The organism is Paraburkholderia sp. UCT31 (genome assembly GCF_014397655.1).
Classification (GTDB): Bacteria; Pseudomonadota; Gammaproteobacteria; order Burkholderiales; family Burkholderiaceae; genus Paraburkholderia; species Paraburkholderia tuberum.
Genome location: NZ_VZQP01000009.1, coordinates 111,482 through 128,152, shown reverse-complemented (window position 1 = coordinate 128,152; position 16,671 = coordinate 111,482). Strand labels below are relative to the sequence as shown.

Here is a 16,671-nt window from a genome sequence, read left to right as displayed (position 1 = left end):
TTTCTCTATACGCATGAGGAAAGCATGGCAGGCACTGGTCAAAACAGTGGACTGCCGCCGCTATAATTCGATATCTCAAGGGACAATATATGTCTTACAACCGAGTCATCCCCCGCGACCTCTTCAACGAAGCCAGCCTGCTGAAGTGCTATGGCCGAATCTACATCAACCTGGAAACTGCCGAACAGCCGGATGCCGAGTTCGAGCACGATGGAGCTCCGTTCGATGTGCAGCAGGACCTCGGTTCAGGAGGTCTCACGGTGGCCAATATCAAGTTCAAGGTAAGAGGCAAGTTCTATCGGCTGTACCGACCGCTCAATAGCCGAGACGCATGGCCGCTTTACCTCGTTGATGAAAACGACGAGGAAATTGAAGTGTTCGCCGAGGACGGTTCGTTCTCGCAAGAGATGACCGACTTTTTGCACCGGTAAGCGTTCGTCGCGAATCCTCGCGCAAGACGCTGTTCCCGGCCTCGTCATTCTTTCAGAGCCTCCGATTGTCCGGAGGCTCTTTTCATTCCACGGATTGCTGCACCCTCAGGCGGCCGGTTGCGCCCGCCGCGCCTCTCTCCTCCGCACAGACGCGACCATCGGATGCGACTCAACGAATTCTAAGCCATCTATTCCCTTGGGCCGCCCGTATAAAACTGGACGCTACATCAATCACTCTTCGTTTCGCGCGAAGACCGGGTGAGACTGCCCGCCGCCCGCACTCCTTTGGAGCCCGGCGAAAGCATTGCAATTCCTCTTGTCTCGATGCCAACCCATGTGGCCGATTTGACAACGCGGGCCTCACATTGGTATCGCCCGTGGAGAACGCAATGTCTAAAGAGCTGTACAAAGCACAGGCCGCACGGCTTGTGAAGTTTCTGGCTGAAAACCACAAGTTCCGCCTTAAACACGCTAGTAGCCTGGAGGCCATCGCTGCCCTCCATGGTTTACGGAACTGGAACACGCTAATCGCCGAGCAGTCGGACGCCAGCAACCTGCCGGCCGGAATGCCGGCACCGTCTGCGCCTTTGGGGAACGGCGCTCCCGCGTCCCCGCCACTCACGAACTTGGAAGAAGGGCGTTGTGCTTTGCGTTCCGTCGCTACCCGGGCAGGCGATATCACGCCCGCAGCGCGGCCTGTTCCAGTTGAAGATGCAGAGAGTGCCGTCTGGGCGGAGTTCATGCGGGCATTACCCGAGATGGCGCCTTTTATGGCGGATACCTCAAAAAACGGTATGCAAAAGATGGGCTGGCGAGTTGGCAACCGGCTTTACCTCCTTGAAATCAAATTCCGCGAGTGGATTACTGGGCGCCTGCCCCCCAACGTTCTAGCATCTGTCGCAGGAACCCGCGTCGGAGCATTAAAACCGGTCACCCTTGCGCTGCTGAAGGGATTTGCAGAACGGGGATGGCTGGTCACGCAGAGCGACTGCTATCAAGTGCCGCTCGCGTTGGCTTTGTGGAACGTCCAGATGGGCAAGTTATTCTGGAAAGGCGTCGTCGTGATTGATTTGCCTGCAGACGTGTCGATACTCCTGGATTGCGCGGAGACTGTGTATCCGGTGTCGATTACGGGTCCCCTATTCGCGGGTCGTAACTGACATGTTTCCAAGCCACCTAATGGGTGGCTCACCGTGGCTATACGGGCTTTCAGCGCAACGGGAGCTTTGCCATGCCAACCTTTACCCCCGGCGAAGCCGAAGGCGATAAATTTCAGGTGCAGTCATCTGGAGAAAATCCGACTCACGCAGTCATTCTTGTGGGCGGTATCCACGACACGTACCACTATTGGGATTCATGGAAAGAGAATTTGAACGGGCCGGACAACGTAGTTATCGGCTACAACCATGACCATACAAAAGACACGATGCCGAATTCGGCGCATGAACTCGCTCATCTCATCGACGGACTAAAAGAAAAAGGCATCACAGAGGTGACAGTGGTTGCTCACAGCATGGGTGGCCTCGTCGCAAAAGGTGCACTTGACGAGCTCGCACGGGATGGACAGGCGGCCGACTTCAAGCACATCGACCTCCACACGTTTGGCACACCGTTCGGAGGATTCGCTCTCGCCGAACCGGCGCATCTGATGCCCGGGGGCGCAGCTATCTCGAATGCTGTCGGATTTCCAATGGGTCCAGACATCGGTCCGGGAAGTCCGTATATGAAAAGTCTTGCGCAAGATTGGCCCGCGAACATGGACTTTCACATGACGGTCGGTAGCAAAGACCACGTCGCGCTGCCCGCCGCCTCGAGCACGCACGAGCGGTACAACGAAATCGAGGCGAAGGCGCAGTCAATCACCGTGGTCGAGGGCTACCAGCATACCGACTACCGCAACGCGGGGGCTTCGCTACTAAACGCAGCCAAGCAGGAACCCGTCGCAGGGTTTGACACACTGCCGATGGCCGACCGAGACAGTGCTCGCGGAGAGCAGAAAAGCACGTTCGAAGCAGCCAAAAACGAGTCCGAGAAAAGTGCCGAGCCGCAAGCCCGTGCGCAGGCAAAAGCGGAGGTTGTGGCGGAGATGTCGCGGTAGGGCAAAGAGGAATCGCCTCCTCGCTCCTTGGCCAATTGCCAAGATACTGAACGTTTTCGCTCGCGGTCTTTTCGATTCCTGCCGGCCGACTACATCCGGTCGGCATCGAGAACAGTGCCGGTCTCGGTGTTTGCCGCTACGTCTCGCAGCGCCCGAACTTCGGCTAGGGCATTCCTGGCTTGCTCGACGTTGTCCTCGGTGAATTTTTGCTTGGGCCAGCCGCCAATCGCTTTCGCGGCTTCCTCGTAAATTGGTTCGGGCTTGTCGCAAGTCGCTGGACCCTGTCGCACCAGTAAACGCATTCGTTCTTTTGCCGCCGCGTAGCTTGTATCGAACAACGTGACGGCGCCGTGTGTTGCATCGTCATCGCGCTCCGAGTTCATCCCGACCCAATCAAACGCGAGCAGCGGCGCGCTTGCATCGATGATTTCGGCCGTAGGCGGCGCGCACTTCTCCTCAAACGCAAACACCGCAGCGATGTTCTCGGCAGAGGCCACGAGCTTTGCCTGCAAGTCGTCACGTTTCTCGAAAGGCATATTCGGAACGAATCTGCCGGAGAGTTGGGCCCGTGCGATTCCTTTGAAAAGAACCTGATTGTTAGTATCGACCGCCTTCATGACCGAGGCTGGCGGCGCGTCACATGCTGCCGAGCCAAGCTCCGTCACGCTGGCCGCTAGAGCAGCCTTATAGGTGCCGACCGCCGTTTGCTGTTGTGCGGTGTCTTTTGAGTCGAGGCCGCTCAGCACCAGCGCGCGCAGCAGTGAAGGCGACGGTGCGAAGTTCCGCTCGATAGGCTCACACCGCTTCGCGTATGCGCCGAGCGTGGCCGCCGAACGAACCAGCTCATCGAGCGGCGGTGTCCCGCCTGCAAGTGCCGGAACACATGCGGTGGCGAGTGAGAGAGCAACAATTGTCGGCAACAGATTCAGCTTCATCGGCGTCTTTCTTAAAAAGGTGTATCGGTGTAGCGTTTCCGCTTAGATTGCGCAGCCGACCGAACCGCGTCGGACGGTGCCTCGGGCAGGAACGCGCGCGAAGCTGGCTACCGCTGCGTACGGAGTGGCTTGATTGCCCGAGAATCCCTGCACAGCCGCAAAGAGCTTTACAATGCAAATTTGTGCTCTGGGGAAGAACATTGTTCGTGAAAAGCCTATTTGAATCCGCTCGCATCATCGCCTCTTTCGCCCTTCTGGGTTCAGCCCTCGCCGGCGTTTTGAGCCTGCTTTTCTGCCGGGCCGCGCACATCCCACAACCCGACTGGCATGCTGCTGGCGCGCTCGTCGGCACTGGGGTGGGCCTGATGCTGCACTCGAGCCTTCTGAGCCCACCGAAACGCGCGTAAGTGCGCGCCCCGTCGTCAATGGAGACGGCAGGCGGCGCGCCGCCCTGCGGTCCCTTAATTGGCGGCTAAGCGCGGATGTCGATAAGCGGGACGGGCGAATTGAATTGCTCTCGCGTGAGCACGTCGTGCGGCGCCGCGATATCGGCCAGTGTCAGCCGCAACTCCGGCGCCTGGCCCGTAACCGAAAAAACCGCACCGGTATCAATCGGGAAAATGTTGCCCATCGCGACAACCTTCCGCACTGGCGTGTGGCCGACGAAAATACGGCCTATCCCTTCGATACCGGACCTATCGCCCTCCGCCCACCCCTCCCGGCTCCAGACGGCGTCATGCAACACGTGCGGGTGCTCCTCCATCACTGCCTCCACAAATTCGTCCCAGTGCCACCCGCTCGGCACATCCGCGTGCAGGATGCCGACGGTCCCTTGTGCCGTATCAACCTCGCGGACATACGGGAGTGCTTTGACAGCATCGAGAACGTCCTGCCGAACGGAATCCGGTGTGTTCAACCACCAGTCAAAACCGTTCGAGCTGCAGGCCCGGCGCACAGCGCGTTCCCCCGGGTCGCCGTGTTCATACAGGTCGAGCAGCATCACTTCGTGATTGCCGAGGACCCCATACACCCATTCGTTCTTCAGAAACGGGACGACGCGTGACGAGTCAGGCCCTCGGTCGATGTAATCGCCGACGCAGAACAGTCGGTCGCCCGCCGGGTCAAATTTGACCGCATCCAGCGCGCTTTGCACCAGGTCGAAGCACCCGTGGATGTCCCCGACAGCGAAATCCCTGCCCTTCGTGTTCAACGGCGAGCGGATAAACCGAGGTGTCATACAGACCTTTACAAAGAACGAGGCGACCGCCTCAATTCTTTGTATAGCCTGTGGTTTTTATTTTACAATTGCGGCTTGCCTCCCCCTTTCCTCTCCTTCGGACATTTCCATGACCGCGTCATCACCCAACGAACGTGCATCACGCCTTGACGCAACTATGGATGCGATGCCCCCAACGTGGCGCGCCCGCTGGTGCGAGAGCACGTTGTGCGCATGCAGGGGCGCTGCGAACTGCAGCGGCGGTCTGTCACGTTCTTTCACCAAGGCAGAGTGGGAGCAATGGGTCGCAAACAACCCCGACAAACTTCTGCCATCGCAATCGAAAGGTGTGACAGTCAGCATCGGGGGGACAAAACGGGGCCGAGACGAAGAGAGCCGAGGCCTTTCCGCCGACCGCGCCGCCCTTCTGGACAGCCTCATGGTCGACATGCCTGAAAGCTGGCGCGGCCGCTGGTGTCAGGCCTCGTTGTGCGCCTGTCTTGGCGGCGCGAATTGCTCGGGCAAATTGAGTGCGCACGGCTTCACAGAGGCTGACTGGCTTGCATGGAAAGAGCAGAACCCGGAAAAGATTGTCGAACGACGAAAGTCCAGTGCGGTAGTTGTCGTACTGCCGCGCAATGCGGGAATAGCGCAGGCATATTCCATCGAAAACCCGCCCGAAGTGGCTGACCGCATCTGCTTCCAGTTTCCGACGTCGCAGCAACCCGACTAACGCCCCCTTACCCACTATGCGCGATTTGGACATTCTCCGCCCCTCCTCGACGTCGACGTCCGGCATCGATAACCTTCGCAAGCTTGCGATGCATGTGCGCCAACTGCCCGATGCGCCTGGAACATTTGTCGAGACGGCCGAAGGCCGGGACACCCTCGCCGTCGTCCCGCTGGATGCAGTGCTGGCTCTCCTCGGTCTCACCGAGAAGGCACCCACGCCCGAGGCGCGCGACGCCCAGGAGGTCGAAAACTTTCGACGCGCGCTGGCCTCGAATGCCTGCCCGTATTGTGCGCGGCCGATGAGTGTGCGCCGGGAGGCCGCACCCGTGCCTCTCGTCGAGCCTGCGACGGTCCATCGCGACAAGAACGGCTATTGGACTCATCCGCTGTTCGCCAACGCTGATGTGGAAACCCCGCGTGAATGGCAAATCTGGCTCGCCGCACACCAACTTACCGCGTGCCTGAAATACCTCGAGTACGAGACGTGTGCCTCAGCAATAGCGGACCGCTATTTTGAAGGGGGCGACGCCAATGTCAGCGACTGGAATCCGACGCCGCCGGGTCCGGAGTGGTTCCTGCTCTCGCTCCATGACACGCAAAACGGTCCGGTCGCCGCTTTCGTGCGACAGGAGCAGGCCGCAGACCCGCCCGAGTACGTGACGAACAGCCCGGCAAGCTCTCTCAGCCTCCGAGGCGAGGCTGACAGCGAATTCAGCGAGGCAGTGTGGCAGTCCATTGCCGCATCGACGCGCCGCCTGTTACCTCACGAGTAGACACGCCGCTCCAGTCACCGCTGGACCGGTAACACCGGTTATAAGGACACTTGGATGCGTAGAAAGGTTGTCGTTGCTGGTATCGCGAACACTGAGCCGACGGCCGACAGCACCGCGAGGCCGGCAATGCTATGCGAACCATCGCACTGTCTCGGGAAAATGCCCCGGAAGTCGACGACGACTCGCGGGGCATCTGGTTAAATCACAGGCTTACGGAACCGGATTTACCGTCTCGTTTAGCCGATTTTCTGAACGTTGAAGACGAGCGTGGTGGTCGGAGAACGCCAGACACGCATTCCGGTGACGTATCGGCCTCCCTCGTCTTTCGTTCCCTCACTCGCATGCAGGTTGAACTCCTCGTTGCGTTTTTGTGCCACTGTTCGCACCGTCGCCTCGATTGTCCGAAGCGCCGAATTGTAGGCGTATTTGACATCGATAGCCTCGCCGTTCATCGTGACATGGAAATGTTCGCGTTTCATCGTGTTTCCTCTAGAATGGCTCACCGTCGCGTCAATCAAGTTGGGTGAGCTGTTGGACATCTTCGTGACGGTGACTTGTCACTGACCTGCTAAATCTAGCGAACGGCAAGACTGCCCTGATTCAAGACCAGCGAATGCACAAGCGCGCGACCGAGCGTGTCTTTCTCTCGCGCCGGCACGCCGTTCTCTACACGAGGCACTAGGGCAATTTGAGAGGTGGAGTGTGAAAGGCATTGAGGAGGTACTGGACAGACGTACCGAAACCAGCAGCAGGCGCTTTGACTACCAGGTTGGGTCCACACCCTGTCGGACCACCGGAACGAAAGTCGTCTCTGGCCGGGTGCCTGTTCCGCCTCTCACCAAGGACGTCATGGGCTGGTTGGAGGAAGCAGTGAACAGTTGTGCGTGGTGGCCAGGCGACATCCTGGGTGTCAGCGAGCACGTGCCCGATGAATTTTTGTCGCCGGCGCTAGATTGGCTTGCCACCCACGGCCTCCGTGATGCGGTTGTCGATGACGAAGTCCGGCTTCTCGCCTGCGAAGGAGCGACGTTTCATCACGACGCTGAGGACTATCCGGACCGCGTCTTTTGCGTCCTATGGCTCGAGGAGACTGACTGCTGGGATTTGGTCTTCCCTTACAGCGGTGTGCGCATTGAGCTCAAACCGGGCGTCATCGTCCTTTTCGACGCAGCGAACCCGCATGGAGTCGTTGCGCGCGGGGAGAACGAGTTTGACGGCGAAAATATGGGCGACAACGGCGTACAGACGTTCACCAGCATCAACCTTCAGTGCGCGCCGGCGGCCCTGCAGCTTCTTGGATGCCGTCCGAGCGAACCGGGTTCTTTGCCTGAGGCCCGGCACGTTCGACTCTGCCAAACGTCGGGCGCAATACTGTCTACGCTTGCGTAATTCTTCGCGTCCCCGCCTTCGTGCCGGGACGCTTTTTCTTTCTTGTCCCCTGCAAACAGAGGTTGCGGTTCAACGCTCACTGTGCGGTGCGACCGGGCGTCACACCGAGGCGCATCGTTCCGTTAAACCGTGCTCGAGGAAATGGGTGCCGTCGAACACGCCGGCTGCCGCACCTCGTGCAGCGCGCCCGACGCGCTAACCGCTCAGTTCGTTGGAGCGACCTCTGCGGCCGTCTCCTCGGCTTCGCGCTCGCCCTGTGAACCTTCGCGCGGAACATCCGACGCCCCTGCCGTCAAACCAAGCGCCTTGAACAGGTGCCCTGCATGCTTCTGGACGGCGGCAACCGCCGCCTGGTCGAATGCCGTACGAACAACCTTCCGCTCGTCAAAAAACGCTTCTTCCACGGCCTGCGCGAAGGCGGGATACTCGCCAAGCGGTCCCTGCCCGGTCGCTGCTCCGTCAGGCGCCGTCTTCGGCGTGACAAACATCGGGCCGTATTTGGTAATTCTGTCCAACCGGTACCCGTGGGTCGCCAGTTGCGCCGCCGCGACCTGGAGCCAGCAATACACTCGCAGAAGCGGCGACTGCGCGGCGAGGATTTCTTCCTTATCCAGTTCCCGCTCGAAAACCGGGCCATCAATTGAGACCAGCTGCGCACCCTTGAAATGGGCTGGAAGCTGGAAACGCTCTGCGAAGAAAACGGTGGCGATTGCGGTCAGCAGATGCTGTTCATCGAATACGGTCACGGTCGGATAGAGCATTGGCTATTTTCCTTATATTTCACACGATTTGAAAAGCTTGTGCGACTTTACAATTATACCCCTTATTCGGTATCGGCGCTTCGGCTCGTGACCGTTCCGGGGAACGCTCCAAACCCCTTCCCTATACGACCAAACACCCGAACGCAGGGTTGCCGCATCGGATAAGAACAGCGGACGGTCGGCTGTTGCTTTGGATTCCTGTTCAGATTAGACATGAGAGATGATGAAACTGAAACTCGTTAAATTGGCGCTGGCGGCCAGCCTTGTCCTCGGGACTGGCGCGGCATTCGCCACCAGCTACACCTTCGTCGTAAGGGTCCCGGGCCTTCGTGGCGGCGGGACTTCGCAGGCTTCCTCGGGAGCTTCGTCGGGTCCCTGCGTACCCGGCACCGCTACCTTCGTGTACACCGGCGCAGACCAGTCCTTTAGCGTTCCGGGCGGTTGCTCGACCGTGGCGGTTTCCGCGTGGGGGGCGGGCGGTGGCGCGAGTTTGGGCACAGGCGGAGCCGGTGCCTACGCAACTGCTACTTTCAGCGTCGCTGGCGGCGATAAGCTGACCGTTGTGGTGGGGCAAGCCGGTGGGGTGAATAGCTCGAATGCCGCTTATGGCGGCGGTGGCTCCGGCTACTACAATTCGTCATACTCCGAATACTCAGGCGGCGGTGGCGGCGGTTCCTTCCTGCTGAAAGGCAGCACGGAACTGCTGGCGGCCGGCGGCGGTGGCGGCGGCGGATGGGGATGGGAAACCACATACCCCACGTGGGGAAACCCCGGAAACCCCGGACAAGCGGCAGCAGGCACCGGTGGAACAACCGGTACCGACGCGGGAGGAGGCGGCAGTGGTGGCGGTGGCGGTGGTGGTGGACATTTCGGAGGTATCGCGGGGAGCGTGGTCGGCTATACGAGTAACGGCCGATACATCCTCGATGTTGGGGGCGGACAAGGCGGGCAGTCGTACATCGATGCCTCAGGAACGAACGCTTCGACTGTTGCAGGGAGTGGGGCAACCGCCCCGATGATGGGCAGCCCCGACTATGCCTCAGGAATCGCGGTTGGCGGAGGCACAGGAAATGGAAGAGTCGTCATCCACTACCAATGACGCGCGCGTGAGCGGTTTAAGGACTGGGTCGCGAGCACCGTGGCCCTCCGACCTATTGAGCCAAAGGAAAAGCCCCGGACGTTGCGGTCACGGGGCTTAAGGAGAAAATCAATCGGTGTCGAGCAGCTCAGGCGGCAGCCAGAAACCCCTCAGCGAGTTTGGCCTCGGTGGTCTGTCCCGCTGGTGCTGCGGGGCCAGCTTCGCGTCACTGCAGCGCTGCCAGCAGGTTGTCCACGTCGGGATGGTTCCTGGTCAGCTCCCGGTGCGCTGCTTGCGCTGGGCTTCACGTTCCTGCTCACGTCCCTCACTACGCGCTTCCTCGACCGCCCTCTCGAACTGCTCCACGGGAACCACGAAGCCTCCCGCGTAGTCGCTCCGGCTGACGCGAAAGCCCTCGCCTTCCTTCACTACCGCGAACGCCGCCTCAACGGTAGGCCGATAGCCCCCATTGCGTTGACGAACCTGGCGGACGTCGTCTAGCCGGAGGAACTCCCGCCAGGCCGCTTGCGAAGCGAGCATCCATTCGGAGCCGCAACGCCGCAGCATTCGCTCGAGCGCTCCGAAATGAGCCCATGCCACTTCCAGTTCGTTATCCGTCAGCTTGTCGCCGAGATGCATTTTTTCGTAGATGGTCTTGTTGAATTCCACTTTGTGTCCTCTTTGCTTTTTGTCTGTCTTGATGGCAGGTTCAGCCGCCGGATTGTCAATCGAACATCGAACTCATCGGATTGGCGCGGCGTGCCGCCTGTTGCAGCTGTCGGACATCGACCATCACCTCGGAAAACTGCTCCTCGGTCATGCCAAAGCGCTGACAGCACTGCCGCATCGCCTGATGCTCTGCGAGCCACCACACGTCGCCGGACATAACGTTACTGCTCAGCCCGTCCAATAGCGACAGCAGCACGAGTAGCACTGCCCTGTCCGATGAAAGCGATGATGCGTTGTCGATGCTCATTAAAGAGCGCGGAGCAGCAGCCGGCGCCGAAGGCGGGGTTCCACTCTGCCCCTGGTTGTTGCTGGATATACTCGTATCGGCCGCAGCCATAAATCTCAACTCCTTCCACTTGTTTTACGACCTCGAGATACTTGCACTGCTTCAGCGTGACGTCGTACTCGCCGAAAGCACAGGCCGAGTGCTTGCAACACATCCCGGAACCCACGCACGGCGACGCCTTGTAGAGGTGTTCGTCCATAATTCCTTTCAACAGGTTGTCCTACCATACGTGTAGCGGAAAGCGGAAAGCGCGAAGCGGTAAAACCGGGGAATCCCCGGGAGACCGCAAATCCGGCAATGGAACCCTCTGGCTCCGGGCGACATCCCCGGGGCGCGTAGCGCCCACGATTGTGCAGCGACCAGCGCCAAAATGGAAGGGAGAGGGCAACGCAAATCAACGCTTCAGAACATCGGTCATTGCTTCGGAATGCAAATCAAACATCATTTACAAATCGGTTGAGTCCCGTAAAATCAAGGCATCGAACCAACCGAAAAAGCGAGGGAACATGCCGAATTTGACCAACACGATGATTTGCTGGAAGCCGCAAGGCGAGGCTTGGTTGCAGAAGTGGCCGGACGTTTGCGACCGGGTAGCCGGTGCCTTTACGTCGGGCGCGTGCTATCGCGACGTCCGGCAGATGAGCGAAGCAGACCGTAAGGCACTGGTATTCATTGAGGCGGTGCACATGATGGTGCGCGATGGAGTGGAGCCGTCCGTTGTGCACCGCGCATTGCTGCCACTCGAAGAATACCAGGCGGGACTTGCGGACGACATGCCCTTGTGAGTCCAGCCTTGCTTCGGCGTAGGCGCGCGAGGGAGCCTGCCCTCGGTGCGCCAAAAGAAAACCCCGCCAGCGAGTGGCGGGGTCCGAATTACATCAAGCGGGTAATGCTATAGCTGCCTGTATCGGGAGAAGTCGTTCGGTGACCGGCAACATCCACGACCGAATCCAAGCCTCTGCCCGGCCTTTGAAGGGTTCCCAGTGGTTCTCCGCTTCAAGGAAGGCCCTTGGGAGCACGACCCTGAAAGTGCCATCTTCACGGGCAATTGAGTCGAAACGCTTCATCTTCTTCGCAAGCGACGGGTACGCATCGACTACTGCGCGTTCAGCGTCATAGTTGATGCCAAACCAGTTCGCTTTCTCGAGAATTTCGAGCTCGTCGCCGTTGTGAACGAACATCGACAGCGCCAAGACCTGGTCCAGCACCGGCGAGTCCGACACGTAGACGCAAAGATTCGTGACGTGCACGTTGTCCTTCGTCAGGACCGACAGGTTGAACGGCGTGTGCGACATGCCCGGAACACTGCGTCGTTCCAGCCATCCCGGCTCACTCAGAGGACGAACCACCAACTTGAGCTTCGAGTCGGGGTGCGACATCTCCACCTCCTGTCCGCTCACGAACATCCGAAGATTTTCTTCCTGCCCGAAAATCTTGAAGAGCTTCGTCACCTTCTTGATGGCCCCGCGCGCCTTCTTCTGCTTCATAGACTCAATCCGGCGATTCGCACGCACAAGCTGCAGGGCTTCTTCCATCGTAATCCCTGCATCCTCAGTCGGTCTTCCTCGCATAGGCTGACCGTCAGTTGCCCGCGCTGGGTGCGTTCGCCCCCACCGAGGTCGGTCCAGCTTTAAGGCTGTGTCAAGTTCTCGATAGGCTTTGCCCGCGTCCTTACGGAACCACAGCGCCGCCTCCTCGAGCAGGTCGACGTCTTCCCGCAAACGCGCCATCAGCCCACCCATCTCCTGATTTAGCACCTGCCGAACGACAACCTCGGTCACGTCCGCCTCGGATACGACTGCGATAGGCTGCGTCGACGGCTGCGGGTCGCCAAGTCCAGGAATGCGGCTGTCCTCGTCTCCCACGCCCAACGCCTTCTGGATGCGCTTCTGGACCAGATATTCGGCGCGCTCAGCGATAAGCCGCATCGCGAAGTCTCCGTGCCGGTAAGCATTCAGTGCGGTCCAATACTGGACCAGCCGTGGTGCCTTCCGGAGCGCAGCCCGCGCTACGTTCTCGAGGTAGCCCGCAGGCATACACTCGTCGCCATCCACCTTTTGGCGAATGGACTGATATGCCGACTGCAACGTCAACGCCGCCTCTGCTTCGAGCGGCGTGATTTCCCCCATCTCTGCCGCGCCATTGATACAGTATTCCGTATCCATAGCGCTTACCCCGCTGCGATAGGCCGCACTGCCAACGTTTGCTTGCCGACAACATCGCTCGGCTTGCGCGCGCGTCCGATAGATACGACGTTCGTGCCCGTCGCGGTACCCGACGACACCAGCTTTGCGTCTCCCGACGCCACTGCTTGTTCGAGTGCCTTGTCGCCCAGGTTCATCACTTGGTCCACCGCGTTATCAGGAACGACAACGTGCCCTGCCTTCTTCGCCTGCTCGATGCTCTTGAGACGCTTTTTGGAGTTGCCAGGGATACCGAGAATGCGCGGCTTCAAGACGAAAAACGAAAACCCGGCTTTCATCTTCTCCTCGACCATCGCGAGGATACGCTCCTCGTTCTGCTCGTCCCACGTCAAAGTCACGTCGCCCGTGCTGTTGAGAAAAGTAATGGCCTGTTGAAAGTGTTCGTTGCCCGCTGCTGTTGTGTGGTTCACGTCAATATCCTCATTGTTAATCAAAAATGCCTATCGAGTGTAGGCACCGGCCGTGGCCTACGATGAAGTGCCGCGCGAATCTTCGCACATGCCCTCGACGCAATAAACTCGAGGCCTAGACCGGGACCGTTCATCATTGCCGGTCCCATGCAAAGACAGCCAAATCCCGAATCCCTGCACCTTTTCGCCCACGCGTATCTTCTTCAACCTCTGACGAAGGTACAGGTGGAAAATCGACGCTCAGCGCTCAATTCCTACTTGAAGTCCCGTCAAAAGCTCGCGAACCGCAGCCTCCTGGGCGCCGCGTTAGCGGTAGCCGCAACGATACCCGCGTTCTTCGCGGCCTGGTTTATCCAGGGAAAGCCCAATATTCTTGCTGCCTTTTCGTTGGTGGCCCTTGCAGAGGCCTTCCTGGTGCCGAATGTGCTGTTGATAATCCCAATTTCTCAACGCAAAAAATTCTTGCATGAGCTTGAGCCTGTACCAGCCGAGAATACGGCGGAGCTTATGTGGCTCCTTGCTCATGTGCCTGAAAGCACGCAGCTCGCATCAACGATTGAGAGGGACCCCCGCCCTTACGTCTGGGGAGAACTCGTCGCACTGAGAGCCGCCTACCAGGCGGCCAAGGTTTAAAGAGCGGTTCGGCGCTTCTCGTGGAAGCGGGGGACTTGCTGCTGGACAGTCCCCCTTCCCGTCGGTTCATTCAAACGTAAACCCATGGGCGGTCAACAGGTCCTTCAATTCCTGCTCGCGTTCAGGCGGGGCCGAGACCACGAGAGGCTGCCTCGCCGCATGCAGGTTCCGCCAGCGCGTGAAGAATTCGGCATAGTCGAGGTCCACACCGTCCTTGTGGACGTAACCCGAGCGGATAACGACCATCGCGCCGTCCGGAAAGTCGCCCGGCAACACTGTGCCCATCCCGTACTCGCGGCCGTCGATTTCGTACACCTCGTCGTCGATGACCCCGTTGCCAAAATATTCCTGGTCATCTAGAAACCGCGTGAACCAGCGTACTGCCACCGGCGTTTCCACTGTGAATGTCGTCATTCCCTTGGTCCGTCTGTAAAAAATGGAATTGTTAGGGGGTAGCGGCGGCCTTACGACGGCGCACGCCGGCCCGACGAGCGCGAGGCTTCGGCGCGCTCTGACCTTCCGCAACCGCCTTGGCCACACGCGGCTTGTAGGGCTTGATTTCCTGATGCATCCCGGGAATGGGTGGCGTGATTTCAACGCCCGTTTCCGGGTGATACGGCCCGGCCGGCCGCAATCCGGCGCCGTTGTCGAGCCACACGCCCTCTTCATCTACCCGCAGCACTATCCCATATGCCGTCGTCGGCTCGCCACGCCCGAAGAGCGTCTTCTTGACGTGCATCTCTGGCTTAAATTTCGAGTCGTCGCTCAAATCACCACCCGTCCGCCGAGCTCAACCACCCGATTGACGTTTGGTGAGCTTGGCGCGAGGCCCTTCAGGCCCTCGCGCAGCGTGTAAAGTGGGCTCGTACCAATATCGCCAAACACAACGCCGATTGCGCCCATCACCAGCGCCCGGCTCGACCCCGATTGTCTTTGCATTTGTAAAGTTATCAAAGCAGAAAAGCCCGTCTTCCTAAAGATTCACGTTGCACGGGACCCGGCTAAATTATACCTTCACCGAAGCCCGTCCGCACAACTACTGCTGCAGAACAAGCGGTCGCAGGCAGAGTCCGGAGAAATGAAAGAAACAGCACCCGTCTGCCGGGCGCGACGAGAAATAGTCTCGTTGCGCGACCCGTTTTTCCAGGAGCAACCCCCGACCTGGCGCGGCTTCCGGAGCAAAAAACTTCACACGAGTGCCCTCCTTCCTGTAAACTGCGCTTACCCTGCAATCGCGGGAGCCTTTATTTCATAGGAGCAAACATGACCACCAAGACCGAATTCGTCGAACGCGTTGCCGAGAAACTGAACAAGCCGAAGACCCACGTCAGCGAAGTCCTTGATTCGATTCTGGAAACGGTGCGTGATGAAGTCGCCGCTGGCAACGACGTGACGTTTGTCGGCTTCGGCGCTTTCAGCCAAGGCGAGCGCGCAGAGCGTCAGGGTCGCAACCCGTCGACGGGCGAAACCATTACCATCGCCGCAGCGAAGACCGTCAAGTTCTCGGCCGGCAAGGCCTTCAAGGACCAGGTCAACGGCGGCAAGTAAGACGCCGCTGGACCCGGCGCGCCGACTGCGCCGCTCGTTGTAAGAGAGAGAGACCGCCAGTGTCAATTGGCGGTCTCTTTGTATTTGGAACCCATCCGCCTCTCTGCCTCCCGCTCTCCCGGCCACGCGCCGTCCTACGCAACATCTCCGCATTCCTAACGCCTTCGCGGCTTTACAAATACGACTCTGAACAAATTATCCTTATCCCTTTTCAGAATAAAATGTAAAATGTCCGTGCGCCCAACACCACGCTACAGCGCACTGGACACAACAAACGAAGTAAGGATTGACCCGTAGGTCTGTCTTCGAGGAACGAAAAATGAAAAGTAAAGCCGGCGCGATGGCGCTACTGATGTCGCTCGTCGTCCTTACGATGGGCGCTGTCCTGTGGTCGAACCGTGACAAGCAAGGCGAGGTGCAGGCCACAATTGCTCAGCAGTCGCAGCAAGCCGCGTCACAGATGGTCACCTGTCTGATTGGCTCGGAAAAAGCCGATTACTTCAACGACCCTCGAGTGGTCAAGATTCTGGCCGACAACGGCCTGACGGTGGTAGCGCAAAAAGAAGGCTCGCGCGAGATGGCCTTCCGGAAGGACCTTCAGTCCTACGACTGCGCGTTCCCTGCCGGCGAACCCTCGGCAATGGCTATCAAGGCTTCACGCAAGGTTAAAGACGTCTATCCGGTGTTTTTCACGCCGGTGGTCGTAGCGTCGTGGACGGACCTCCTCAAGCCGCTGGAAGCGGCCGGCGTCGTGTCGAAGAAGGGTCCGACCTACTACATCTCGGACATGGGCAAGCTCTTTGACATGGTCCAACAAAACAAGCGCTGGAAAGACCTGCCGGACAATGACAAGTTTGCCGTCAGCCGCGCCATTTTCCTGTCATCGACCGACCCGGCCAAGTCCAACAGCGGACAGATGTACATGGCACTGGCGAGCTACGTCGGAAACGGTGACAAGGTGGTGTCGTCTGCCGACCAACTCGACCACGTGATGCCGCTGCTCACCAAACTCGTGCTAGAGCAGGGCTACATGGAGAATTCTTCGGCAGGCCCATTCGACGACTACGTAACGATGGGCATGGGCAAGGCGCCGCTCGTCGTGTCCTACGAGTCGCTGTTCATTGCGGCCGCGCTCAGGAACCCAAGCTTCACGCAGAACCGCGTGCTGCTCTACCCCACCCCGACCATCTTTACCAAGCACGTGCTGGTTCCGCTGTCGGCGCGCGGGGACGCACTGGGCAAGCTCCTGTCGAGCGACCCCCAATTGCGCCAAATCGCAATCGAGTATGGCTTCCGCACGAACGACACTGAGCTCTTTGACAAGACCGTTGTGAGCAAGATGCCGTTCGTACCGAAGGAAATTCTTGACGTCGCAGAAACGCCGACCTTCGACGTGCTCGAAGCCATTCTGACGCGCATCGCAGCCGCACGCCAATAACCTGAAGGGA

Annotated in this window: 20 protein-coding genes and 1 pseudogene; 10 read left to right on the top strand and 11 right to left on the bottom strand. The window is 59.2% G+C overall.

Features of this window, described 5'->3' with window-relative positions:
- Positions 1-89: 89 nt before the first annotated feature.
- The 3 genes from F6X40_RS09890 (at position 90) to F6X40_RS09880 (ending at position 2,529) form a co-directional block, all read left to right on the top strand.
- Positions 90-431 carry a hypothetical protein gene (locus F6X40_RS09890; RefSeq protein WP_187627643.1) on the top strand — a complete coding sequence of 114 codons (342 nt, stop codon included), beginning with the start codon at positions 90-92 and terminating at the stop codon, positions 429-431.
- Positions 432-820: 389 nt separating this feature from the next.
- Positions 821-1,591, top strand: coding sequence for a glyoxalase superfamily protein (locus F6X40_RS09885; RefSeq protein WP_187627642.1), 771 nt, complete (start codon positions 821-823; stop codon positions 1,589-1,591).
- Between the two features lie 71 nt (positions 1,592-1,662).
- The gene (locus F6X40_RS09880) at positions 1,663-2,529 is read left to right on the top strand and encodes an esterase/lipase family protein (RefSeq protein WP_187627641.1); all 867 of its coding nucleotides are present in this window, start codon (positions 1,663-1,665) and stop codon (positions 2,527-2,529) included.
- Positions 2,530-2,618: 89 nt separating this feature from the next.
- Here the strand turns inward: F6X40_RS09880 and F6X40_RS09875 are convergent, their stop codons facing one another.
- Positions 2,619-3,464, bottom strand: coding sequence for a hypothetical protein (locus tag F6X40_RS09875; RefSeq protein WP_187627640.1), 846 nt, complete (start codon positions 3,462-3,464; stop codon positions 2,619-2,621).
- Between the two features lie 472 nt (positions 3,465-3,936).
- On the bottom strand, positions 3,937-4,674 hold the full coding sequence (locus F6X40_RS09870) for a metallophosphoesterase (protein WP_187627639.1): 738 nt from the start codon (positions 4,672-4,674) through the stop codon (positions 3,937-3,939).
- Positions 4,675-5,119: 445 nt separating this feature from the next.
- Between F6X40_RS09870 and F6X40_RS09865 the strand changes: the two genes are divergently transcribed.
- A complete protein-coding gene (locus F6X40_RS09865) occupies positions 5,120-5,413 on the top strand; it encodes a hypothetical protein (RefSeq protein ID WP_187627638.1) in 294 nt (97 codons plus the stop codon).
- A 16-nt stretch (positions 5,414-5,429) separates the two neighbouring features.
- Entirely contained in the window at positions 5,430-6,185 is a 756-nt protein-coding gene (locus F6X40_RS09860; RefSeq protein WP_187627637.1) for a hypothetical protein, read from the top strand.
- Between the two features lie 236 nt (positions 6,186-6,421).
- On the opposite strand, the gene F6X40_RS09855 is transcribed toward F6X40_RS09860, so the two are convergent.
- Positions 6,422-6,664 (bottom strand): hypothetical protein, encoded by a 243-nt coding sequence (locus tag F6X40_RS09855; RefSeq protein WP_187627636.1) that lies wholly within the window; start codon positions 6,662-6,664, stop codon positions 6,422-6,424.
- Between the two features lie 370 nt (positions 6,665-7,034).
- On the opposite strand from F6X40_RS09855, the gene F6X40_RS09850 reads away from it, so the two are divergent.
- Entirely contained in the window at positions 7,035-7,574 is a 540-nt protein-coding gene (locus F6X40_RS09850; RefSeq protein ID WP_187627635.1) for a hypothetical protein, read from the top strand.
- A 203-nt stretch (positions 7,575-7,777) separates the two neighbouring features.
- Here the strand turns inward: F6X40_RS09850 and F6X40_RS09845 are convergent, their stop codons facing one another.
- The 3 genes from F6X40_RS09845 to F6X40_RS09835 all read right to left on the bottom strand — a co-directional run bounded on the left by F6X40_RS09845 (position 7,778) and on the right by F6X40_RS09835 (position 10,389).
- Positions 7,778-8,335 carry a hypothetical protein gene (locus tag F6X40_RS09845; RefSeq protein WP_187627634.1) on the bottom strand — a complete coding sequence of 186 codons (558 nt, stop codon included), beginning with the start codon at positions 8,333-8,335 and terminating at the stop codon, positions 7,778-7,780.
- 1,351 nt (positions 8,336-9,686) lie between these two features.
- Positions 9,687-10,082, bottom strand: a complete 396-nt coding sequence (locus F6X40_RS09840) for a hypothetical protein (RefSeq protein WP_187627633.1) — start codon at positions 10,080-10,082, stop codon at positions 9,687-9,689.
- Between the two features lie 55 nt (positions 10,083-10,137).
- The gene (locus tag F6X40_RS09835; protein ID WP_187627632.1) at positions 10,138-10,389 is read right to left on the bottom strand and encodes a hypothetical protein; all 252 of its coding nucleotides are present in this window, start codon (positions 10,387-10,389) and stop codon (positions 10,138-10,140) included.
- A gap of 545 nt (positions 10,390-10,934) precedes the next feature.
- Here F6X40_RS09835 and F6X40_RS09830 point away from each other — a divergent pair.
- Entirely contained in the window at positions 10,935-11,213 is a 279-nt protein-coding gene (locus F6X40_RS09830; protein WP_187627631.1) for a hypothetical protein, read from the top strand.
- Between the two features lie 93 nt (positions 11,214-11,306).
- On the opposite strand, the gene F6X40_RS09825 is transcribed toward F6X40_RS09830, so the two are convergent.
- On the bottom strand, positions 11,307-12,593 hold the full coding sequence (locus F6X40_RS09825; protein WP_187627630.1) for a hypothetical protein: 1,287 nt from the start codon (positions 12,591-12,593) through the stop codon (positions 11,307-11,309).
- A gap of 5 nt (positions 12,594-12,598) precedes the next feature.
- Complete coding sequence (locus F6X40_RS09820) at positions 12,599-13,066, bottom strand: hypothetical protein (protein WP_187627629.1); 468 nt, start codon at positions 13,064-13,066, stop codon at positions 12,599-12,601.
- Positions 13,067-13,267: 201 nt separating this feature from the next.
- Between F6X40_RS09820 and F6X40_RS09815 the strand changes: the two genes are divergently transcribed.
- Complete coding sequence (locus F6X40_RS09815; protein WP_187627628.1) at positions 13,268-13,675, top strand: hypothetical protein; 408 nt, start codon at positions 13,268-13,270, stop codon at positions 13,673-13,675.
- Between the two features lie 66 nt (positions 13,676-13,741).
- On the opposite strand, the gene F6X40_RS09810 is transcribed toward F6X40_RS09815, so the two are convergent.
- The 3 genes and pseudogenes from F6X40_RS09810 to F6X40_RS42240 form a co-directional block, all read right to left on the bottom strand.
- Positions 13,742-14,089, bottom strand: coding sequence for a hypothetical protein (locus tag F6X40_RS09810; protein ID WP_187627627.1), 348 nt, complete (start codon positions 14,087-14,089; stop codon positions 13,742-13,744).
- Between the two features lie 31 nt (positions 14,090-14,120).
- The gene (locus F6X40_RS09805) at positions 14,121-14,444 is read right to left on the bottom strand and encodes a hypothetical protein (protein WP_187627626.1); all 324 of its coding nucleotides are present in this window, start codon (positions 14,442-14,444) and stop codon (positions 14,121-14,123) included.
- Positions 14,445-14,485: 41 nt separating this feature from the next.
- Positions 14,486-14,614 (bottom strand): annotated as a pseudogene (locus F6X40_RS42240) (KUP/HAK/KT family potassium transporter); the annotation flags it as partial.
- Positions 14,615-14,938: 324 nt separating this feature from the next.
- Here F6X40_RS42240 and F6X40_RS09795 point away from each other — a divergent pair.
- Together F6X40_RS09795 and F6X40_RS09790 are read left to right on the top strand one after the other, a co-directional pair.
- Positions 14,939-15,223, top strand: coding sequence for an HU family DNA-binding protein (locus tag F6X40_RS09795; RefSeq protein WP_187627625.1), 285 nt, complete (start codon positions 14,939-14,941; stop codon positions 15,221-15,223).
- A gap of 319 nt (positions 15,224-15,542) precedes the next feature.
- Positions 15,543-16,661, top strand: a complete 1,119-nt coding sequence (locus F6X40_RS09790; protein WP_187627624.1) for a hypothetical protein — start codon at positions 15,543-15,545, stop codon at positions 16,659-16,661.
- Positions 16,662-16,671: the final 10 nt, after the last annotated feature.